Source organism: Campylobacter gastrosuis (assembly GCF_030249845.1).
In the GTDB taxonomy this organism is placed as follows: Bacteria; Campylobacterota; Campylobacteria; order Campylobacterales; family Campylobacteraceae; genus Campylobacter_A; species Campylobacter_A gastrosuis.
In genome coordinates this window covers 1-7,860 of sequence record NZ_JANURM010000032.1, presented here as the reverse complement: position 1 = coordinate 7,860, position 7,860 = coordinate 1, and the positions used below count along the sequence as shown (strand labels likewise).

Below are 7,860 nucleotides of genomic sequence, written 5' to 3'. Positions count from 1 at the left end.
ACCAGCTTGATACAAAATTTTGTGCATTGCCGTTTAAAATCACACTGCCATCATCATTTTTAAAAACATCATCACTGCCAAAAACACGATTTATTGTGTTTAAATTCTCATCGCTTAGACCGATTTTAAGGTGCCTATAAATCGTTATTTTTGTCTATTGTGAAAATTTAGAATAAATGAAACGGCTATAAAATCAGGGGTTGAAATAAAATCCAACTACAACTTGCTATATATTTTTAGTGAAAAGCTAGAAAAATATAAGTAAAATTATAATTAGTTTTTTTGTGTTAAATTTAGGTGTTTTCTTAGAATATATTCAAAGAAAACTTAAAGGAATTTATACGTCTAAATTAATAGTTTATTAAAATATTTTGTAATACATTTATATCATATTTTAAGTATTTAAAAAATTATAAGCAAAACCAATACAATTTGATTATTACACTTCCTTGTAATCACTATCTGAAAATAAATTTTGTGATTTTATATTATTCTTAAAATTTGTTTTTTTTCTTATTAAACCTTTGTGTGTAGATATCCAATCATTAAAAACATCTCGTTTGATTTCATAAACTTTCGCAACTCTGTAAGTTTTATTTTTGACTTCATTTCCAAAATCATCATATGTTTTTGTTATGTACAATTGACAATTAATAAACGAACCATTTCCAAAATCATACCTGCCATTTATAATATCATCTTTAAATTTGCTATCACCCATACTAAATTCTATATTTTTACCATTATAAATTCCACGCCACTTATATCTACCTTCTTTTAAAACAGGAGATATTAATTCTATATTTGCTTCATCATCTATTTCTGTTTCTTTATCGTCAATTAGTATAAAATTTTTAAATTCACTTCTTTGAACAATATACTCATTATTTGTTGTTTCTCCAAAGCCAACAGCCTTTATTTTCTCATATTTTTCTATTTTTGTATAATAATTTGAAAGAGGTCTCGCTAATTTTTGCTTTAATTGGTTGTTTATATCCATTGTGTTTTTTGTATTTTCTTGTTCTAATTTTAAAATTTCTAATTCTAATTTTCTATTTTCTAGTTCGTTTCTTTTATGTTTTCCGCTTAAAAAGTATTTTACTATTTCCACAATTTGTCTAATTGTATATGCAGTGGCTGATGCTATTAATGTGGATGAAACAGGATGATTTTCTATGATGTCTAAAACTTCAATATAACCACCATTTTGTGCTATTTTGCTTTCTAGTGTTATGTTTATATTTAATTCATAATTTATGGTGTTAATAATATTTAAAAAGTCCTTTTCTATTCCATTTTTTATAAATGTATTTATTGAATGTGTTTCATCTATTAAATAGTAATGAATTATAAATTGATGTTTTTCTACTGCTTTTTCTTTCATGCTATCACCTTTTTTAACATATTTTATATATGTTTTAATTTTAGCAAAATTATTTTATTATCACAAATAAATTATGAGCTCCACAACACTTACTAGATATAATACGAATTATTATTGAGACACTAGATAGTTTAGCTATGGCTTTATGTATAGACTTTAAAATATTAAAATCTCTCTTTTTTAAATTTATCAGTTGCAAGTTTTAAAATTCTTAATTTTTTTAATTTAATTGATTGTGTTTTTAGAGGCTAACAAGAACTAATCCTTTAAAACCCCATTTTATCGCTATTTTAAAAATTAAGCTTTCAATACTGCTTTAAATAATGACTTATTTACTTTTCTTTTGCAAATTTGCTAAAAAATAACAAATTTAGGTTTTGCTTTAAATACAATCTTTTAAAAGTGCCATTTTTCAGGCTTTTAAACATAATTGCGTTTGTTTGCAAAGAACCGAAAAGAATTATATATAAAAACAACTATAAAATCAACAAAAATTAGCAATTTATAGCAAAATTTTTAAGCCATTCATTTATTGCTTTTCTGCTATAAAGTATCACTTTGCCATATTTGTAAAATGGTATTGAGTTTGGTTTGCCTTGATTTATTCTCATTCTTGCTTTTGCTTGTGCGTTTTTGGATATGCCATATTCTAATTCTAACTGCTCTATATTCATCAAATCATCATTTTGGATTTGTTTCATTTTTTCTCCTTTATTTTTATTTTTTTGATTTGGCAACATTACTCAAAGTTAGCCCAAACACAGCTTAGAAAATTGATATATAAAAATCGCTACTAAATATGTATGTATTGATTTAAAATTTTGCCAAAAAAATAATAAATAATTTAAAATAAAAATATTATTTGAAACAATTTTTTATAAAAATAAGAGTAATGAATAAAATAAATTTTTTATAACAAAAACATAAAATTATACTTTTGTCATTGTTAATTTTTTTTGGCATATTTTATTTTTTTAATTTGATATTTTGAGTGATTAAATTTAAAAATTTTCATTTTACTTTTTTTAAAAAAATTTTTTATTTTTTTTCAAATATTTTTTATTGAACTAAATTTGTTTTTCTTATTAAGTTTTATTTAAGGGGAGAGAGTTTCTAGTGAGCAGGTTATGCGTGATTGGCGAAAGGATTTTGGCACGAACAAAAATTCACGTGATGCTTGGCATTTAGTCTTTTCAATTAATGAGCGTGTGAGCGATGAGCGAAATTTAAGAGCTTTGCAAAAAAGCGTTGAGCAGACTTTGAGTAATAATTTTTACGGACACAAATATGCTTTAATAATGCACACTCATCAGAACAATCCACACATTCACGTTGTGCTTAATAAGCGTGATGATTTTTCAAAAAAGAAAATTCATTTTAACACTCGCTCTGAGATAAAAGAGTTTTTTGATGATGTCCGCACAAATTTTGCCAACTCTTTAAGACTTCACGGATTAAATTATGAAAACAAAAATTCTTTACAAAAGGATTTAAAAAGCGAGTTTAACCGCATAAAAAGGAGTGTCAAGCTAGAAACTGAGGACTACACTGCAAAGGATTTTGTAAGCGAGTATTATTTTAAACTACAAGAGAAAAATCAAGAGATGCATAAAAATTTAACGAGAAAAATTGAGCAGAGCTACAACGAGCTTAATGTGCTTAAAGGCAGAGAGGATGAGCTTTGGCACTATCTTTTAGATTTGAAAAAAAGAAAAAGCAAATACTATTATAAAATCGCAAAAGAATACAAAGCTCAAAGGCAGGTCTGTGATAAAAAAAGAAAGGATATTTTAGCTGATATTAAAAAGGTTGATTATCTTTCTTATCAGGCGATACAAATTAATAAAATGCATCTTGATAATTTTAAAGACCGCTCATCTGGACTTGTTTTGCTTGAAAATTTTACATATAATTACAAGCAAATTTTTAACAAAACAAGCCCTTTAAAGGCTAGTAAGTCCGATTGGCTAAACTATCACAAGGCGCGTCGTGCCATTGCCATTCATCGCAATAGAAACGATGAATTAGCAAAAAAATATTTTGATGATAGTTTGATTGCTACTCGTTTGCTTGGGCGTAATGAGAGCCTTTTTGCTCTTGATAAAAAGCTAGAAATTTTAGATAAAAATCTTTACATTTTAAACCACTCAGAGCTTGGCGATGATGATAAAAATGCATTCAAAAAACGGCTAAATGAGAATAAAGAATTTATAAATAATATCGCAAATAAACGCTTTGAGTTTGTTGCGAACAAGCTTTTAAAGGCTGAAAGCCTAAATCCAAATGACTTTTTATTTAAAGAATATTTTAAAGGCGTGGATTTGCTTGGCATTAAGCTTGATGAGAGAATTTTAAGAGCCAAAAATAAACCTTATGTTGAAATTTTAAAGGATAAGGGCGTAGAAATTTCAAAATCCCACACAGCTATAAAAACTAATAGCACAAAAAATGAACGTGGGGTTGGTAGGTAGTGATTTTAAAAGATGTTTTTATACGTGTGCAAGTTCAGATTGCGTTAGCTTGGCTTCATTTCTTGCTTCTATAAGAGCCATTATGAGCTCATACTCATCTTTCAATGAGTCATAAATTTTTTTAACTTCTTCATTTTTTAAAATATCATTTTTGACATCTTCAAATTTTAAAGATTTAGTTCCTATTTTCATTTTTCCATTCCTTTAAACGTTTTAATGCTAAGTTTATTTTGTCATTTGGTGTTGGCAATTGTGGCATTTAAAGCTATCTCTATTGGCACAATTGATGAAATTTTATTTTTAAGCAAAAATAGTTCATCATCATCTAAACTCTCTAAATAAAGCTCACTAGCTTCTTTTATGTTAGTTAATGCTTCTTCGTAAGTTTTGCCTTGCGAAACACAACCTTGCAAACTAGGCACGTAGGCAAAATAGCCATTTTCATCTTTTTCAATAATAGCATTTAAGAACATTTTTATCCTTTTTTATTTTAATCTTTTTTAAAAGTTGTTCTGATATCAATTTTTCGCATTAGTCATCACTCATTAGTGCTTTTTTTGCTTCTTCAAAAGTATTAAAGATGCCGATGCTTTCTGAATTAAAAGATTTTAATGTTTCTTCGGTTGGTATTAAATTCTTGTTATAGTCAGTATATTTTACACGCACTTTTTTATTCTCATCTATTGGCCCTGGGATTTTGCGTCCAGCTTCTATGGCGTATTCTAAATAGCTTTTAAAGGCATTTTGCAAATTATCTATGGCTTCGTTTGGCGTTTTGCCATCCCCACTCATTAGCACGAGTTTGTTTAACCTTGCGTCTGCGTATTGTGCGTAGTAGTCGCCATCATCAAGTCGCACGATTTTGATTTCATATGGTAAATTTAGATAGTAATTTATGTCTTTTTTCATTATTCGCCCCTTATTTAAAGTATTAGTTTTATGGCATTGTTAACGTAAATTTCTTTAACTGGTTTATGGCGTGGCACGACTATTGCATTTGGGCTGTTTGAAATTTTGTCTAGGATTTTATCATATCTGCCCATTTTATGCCTTTTATACACAATATTATACACAAAAAACTAGAAAGAGCCTATTTTTATTTTTTAATAGATAAAAATTCTATTCTTTCCCCTTTTAAATTTAAATCGCCAACGGCGATACTACTATTTTTTATTTTTGAATTTTAATAGAATTTTACAGAATTTTAACGGCTTTAAAATTCTGTAAAATTCTAAGTTATAAAAATTGCTTTTCTTAATGGATAAAAGCCCTAAAATATAGTTGTTTTAGGGCTTTTTATGTGTAGTTTTTTTAAAGTGGATAAATGATAAAGGCGTTGTGATTATTGTTGCGAACAAATTTAAAAGATTTATTTTCAAACTCTTTAAGCAGTTTATAAAGTGCATTTGTCCCACAAATCTCTACTTCATCAATCTTGGCTCTGCGTTTTATCTGATTTATAAGATTTTTCATATTGATGCCATTTTTGCAATACGTTAAGCGTTGGCATTACGACTTCATCGTAACTCATTGAGCTACTTATAAAATTTCTAATGCTATCAAATATTATAAGCGTATCCTTACAACTCTCATTTGCAAATGCCGATAGGCTAAATATGAGTGTTTTTGGGTCTATGTCTTTTGGGGCTTTTTTAGCTTGGCTAAGATAATGTAAATCAGGATATTTTTTTAAAATTTGCTCCAAGCCACGATTTTTAAGTGTGCCAAGTCCATTATCCATATCTAAATAAATCACTTTTTTAATGGCTTTGATTTCAAGCATATAAATAGCTAAATAAAGGGCTGTTATACTCTTGCCACTACCGGGCATTGCGTATAGACTTATTAGCTTATTTCGTTCTGCAAAGCCGTTTATGAGCCATTCTGTTTTGTAATCGGCTAAATCCTTTGGCGTAAGCACCAAATTTGACATTTCTATATTAAGTTTTTGATTTTGCATTTTTGCTCCTTTGTATTAAAATTACCCTTTAAAAGGGGAAGGGTTCAAGATTATTTAAATAATCACCATACCATTGCATAAGCCTTTTTAGCTGTTCGTTTGTCGCTCTATCTCTCTCATAAGCAAACTTAACCGCATTGCTTTCTTTGTGTGCTAGGGCTGTTTCTATCACTTCATCGCTTATGCCCATTTGTAAAAGCGTGGCTTTGTTTTGTGAGCATATCGTGCAAAATGTCGCCCTAAATCCGTGAGCTGTAATCTTGCCTTTGTATTTTTGGTTGTTTAAATTTATGATTACTTTGTTTAGGCTGTCTTTGTGTAGGTGGTTTTGTTTATTAAACGCAGCAAACACAAAGCCATTATCAAGTATGCAAAAGTTTTGTTGCTCTTTTAAAATTTTAATCGCATAAGAGCTTAGGGCTATTTGGTGTGAGTAGCCCATTTTCATTTGGTTTGCTGGGATTAGCCATATTTCTTTTTGAAAATCTATATAATCCCATTTAACGCTTGTTGTGTTTATGGGGCGATTTACGCATAAAATTTGCAGATAAATGGCTCTTTTTGTTTGTAAGTCCATTTTGTCATCGCATTTTAAGTCGTGTAAAAACTCAGCTAGGGTTTTATCATCGGTAATTGCTGCAAGCCTGCTGTCTATGTTGTGTTTTTGTTTAAAATTGCGTGAAGTGGGGAATTCTTTCTTTAAATTATTGATAAAATTTTTATCTATATGTCCATCATAATGGGCTATGCTAAAAATTTCATTTATATCATTTATTAGGTGTGAAATTGTGTCAAGTCTGCTTTTATATGGGTCATTTGGATTAAAAATCGCATTTAAAATTTCTTTGATTTTGCTGTATTTTATATCTTTTATCTCCATTTTGCCAAAAGCTGGTAAAATATACTTTTTATTTCTAGAAATAACCTTTGATAAAGTGCTCTCTTCTCTGCCATTTTTTCTTTTGTGTTCTATGATTTTATAAAAGAGATTTTCATATATATACTTGCCTGTTTGTCTGCCTTTTAGCTCATCTATGCTTTGTTTGCCACTATTTAGCTCTCTTAATATCTGTGTGGCTTTTGTTCGTGCCATATTGGCAGTAAATATACTATCTCGCCACTCGCCAACCTTGATAAATTTGTTATCAAATTTTAGCGTAAAGGTCTTTGTGCCTTTTGGATTTACTTGTATGTAAAGCTCTTTTGGGTTGCCGACAACCCGCCTGTATTGTGATGGTTTTGGTGCGAGATTTTTTAATCTGCGTCTTGTAAGATTGTGATTGCAGTATTACTCATTTTTATCCCCTTTTTTTGGTAATTTGTGAGCAATACTGACCTAATAAAATTTTAAGTGCCTAATTAATGTCTTAAACTCATAAGAATTAAGAGCAATTTAAAAACATAAAAAAGCAAATAAAAGCAATTGGGTATTGCTCCCTGCTTCGCAAACAAGGGCAAAAGAAGTAAATAAAAGTGATTATTTGAAACTGAAAGAAAATTAAAAAAAGGTTAAATGGTGGAGTTAAGCTCTACCAAAAAAAATATACATTATCCCAATAAAACGTATCTTATAAAAAAATAATTTTTTATAAAGTCCGTAATAAATCCGTTTTATAATTTAAAAGAAATAAAAAAAATATATATTTTTTAGAAAAGAAATTTGCATAATTTTTAAAATTTTAAAACAAAAGGCAACAAATGCAAATTTTAGATTTGTTTAGCGGTATCGGCGGTTTTTCGCTTGGCTTTGAAAGTGCAAATTTTAAAGATTACGATTTTAATAAATTGCCGTCCGAGCAAAAAAGCGTAAATGACGGCTTTTTTAAAACGGCTGCGTTTTGTGAGATTGATACAAACTGCCATAAAATTTTAAAAAAGCACTGGGCGGATGTGCCTATTTTTGATGACGTAACCAAAATCACAAAAGATGATTTAGCCCCGCTTGGTAAGATTGAAATTATCACTGGCGGTTTTCCGTGCCAGGATTTAAGCTGCGCTGGTAAAAGGATAGGTTTTAATGGCACTAGAAGCACACTATTTTCTGA

10 protein-coding genes and 1 pseudogene are annotated in these 7,860 nt (G+C 29.0%); 2 read left to right on the top strand and 9 right to left on the bottom strand.

All coding sequences use genetic code 11. The annotated features are described in order from the left end of the window. Positions 1-439 precede the first annotated feature (439 nt). Together NYG85_RS11530 and NYG85_RS11525 are read right to left on the bottom strand one after the other, a co-directional pair. On the bottom strand, positions 440-1,384 hold the full coding sequence (locus NYG85_RS11530; RefSeq protein WP_284938784.1) for a hypothetical protein: 945 nt from the start codon (positions 1,382-1,384) through the stop codon (positions 440-442). Positions 1,385-1,878: 494 nt separating this feature from the next. Then, on the bottom strand, positions 1,879-2,085 hold the full coding sequence (locus NYG85_RS11525; protein ID WP_284938783.1) for a MerR family transcriptional regulator: 207 nt from the start codon (positions 2,083-2,085) through the stop codon (positions 1,879-1,881). A gap of 426 nt (positions 2,086-2,511) precedes the next feature. Between NYG85_RS11525 and NYG85_RS11520 the strand changes: the two genes are divergently transcribed. Next, positions 2,512-3,855 (top strand): relaxase/mobilization nuclease domain-containing protein, encoded by a 1,344-nt coding sequence (locus NYG85_RS11520; protein WP_284938782.1) that lies wholly within the window; start codon positions 2,512-2,514, stop codon positions 3,853-3,855. An 18-nt stretch (positions 3,856-3,873) separates the two neighbouring features. On the opposite strand, the gene NYG85_RS11515 is transcribed toward NYG85_RS11520, so the two are convergent. From NYG85_RS11515 to NYG85_RS11485, 7 genes and pseudogenes are all read right to left on the bottom strand, one after another. After that, positions 3,874-4,047, bottom strand: a complete 174-nt coding sequence (locus NYG85_RS11515; protein WP_284938780.1) for a hypothetical protein — start codon at positions 4,045-4,047, stop codon at positions 3,874-3,876. A gap of 41 nt (positions 4,048-4,088) precedes the next feature. Then, positions 4,089-4,328, bottom strand: coding sequence for a type II toxin-antitoxin system HicB family antitoxin (locus NYG85_RS11510; RefSeq protein WP_284938778.1), 240 nt, complete (start codon positions 4,326-4,328; stop codon positions 4,089-4,091). 58 nt (positions 4,329-4,386) lie between these two features. Then, on the bottom strand, positions 4,387-4,764 hold the full coding sequence (locus tag NYG85_RS11505; RefSeq protein ID WP_284938777.1) for a type II toxin-antitoxin system HicB family antitoxin: 378 nt from the start codon (positions 4,762-4,764) through the stop codon (positions 4,387-4,389). A 402-nt stretch (positions 4,765-5,166) separates the two neighbouring features. Then, a complete protein-coding gene (locus NYG85_RS11500) occupies positions 5,167-5,328 on the bottom strand; it encodes a hypothetical protein (RefSeq protein WP_284938775.1) in 162 nt (53 codons plus the stop codon). Then, complete coding sequence (locus NYG85_RS11495) at positions 5,285-5,815, bottom strand: AAA family ATPase (protein ID WP_284938773.1); 531 nt, start codon at positions 5,813-5,815, stop codon at positions 5,285-5,287. Before NYG85_RS11495 ends, NYG85_RS11500 begins: the two co-directional genes overlap by 44 nt. A gap of 28 nt (positions 5,816-5,843) precedes the next feature. After that, positions 5,844-6,788 carry a tyrosine-type recombinase/integrase gene (locus tag NYG85_RS11490; protein WP_432264862.1) on the bottom strand — a complete coding sequence of 315 codons (945 nt, stop codon included), beginning with the start codon at positions 6,786-6,788 and terminating at the stop codon, positions 5,844-5,846. 66 nt (positions 6,789-6,854) lie between these two features. Beyond that, a pseudogene (locus tag NYG85_RS11485) lies at positions 6,855-7,076 on the bottom strand (integrase arm-type DNA-binding domain-containing protein); the annotation flags it as partial. 437 nt (positions 7,077-7,513) lie between these two features. Between NYG85_RS11485 and NYG85_RS11480 the strand changes: the two are divergent. After that, positions 7,514-7,860 (top strand): DNA cytosine methyltransferase (locus NYG85_RS11480; RefSeq protein WP_284938771.1); only part of this gene is annotated, 347 nt, incomplete at its 3' end.

Coding starts and splice junctions, on each gene's coding strand:
- NYG85_RS11510 (WP_284938778.1), bottom strand. CDS start 4,328: ATGTTCTTAAATGCTATTATTGAAAAAGATGAAAATGGCTATTTTGCC.
- NYG85_RS11505 (WP_284938777.1), bottom strand. CDS start 4,764: ATGAAAAAAGACATAAATTACTATCTAAATTTACCATATGAAATCAAA.
- NYG85_RS11495 (WP_284938773.1), bottom strand. CDS start 5,815: ATGCAAAATCAAAAACTTAATATAGAAATGTCAAATTTGGTGCTTACG.
- NYG85_RS11500 (WP_284938775.1), bottom strand. CDS start 5,328: ATGAAAAATCTTATAAATCAGATAAAACGCAGAGCCAAGATTGATGAA.
- NYG85_RS11530 (WP_284938784.1), bottom strand. CDS start 1,384: ATGAAAGAAAAAGCAGTAGAAAAACATCAATTTATAATTCATTACTAT.
- NYG85_RS11515 (WP_284938780.1), bottom strand. CDS start 4,047: ATGAAAATAGGAACTAAATCTTTAAAATTTGAAGATGTCAAAAATGAT.
- NYG85_RS11520 (WP_284938782.1), top strand. CDS start 2,512: ATGCGTGATTGGCGAAAGGATTTTGGCACGAACAAAAATTCACGTGAT.
- NYG85_RS11525 (WP_284938783.1), bottom strand. CDS start 2,085: ATGAAACAAATCCAAAATGATGATTTGATGAATATAGAGCAGTTAGAA.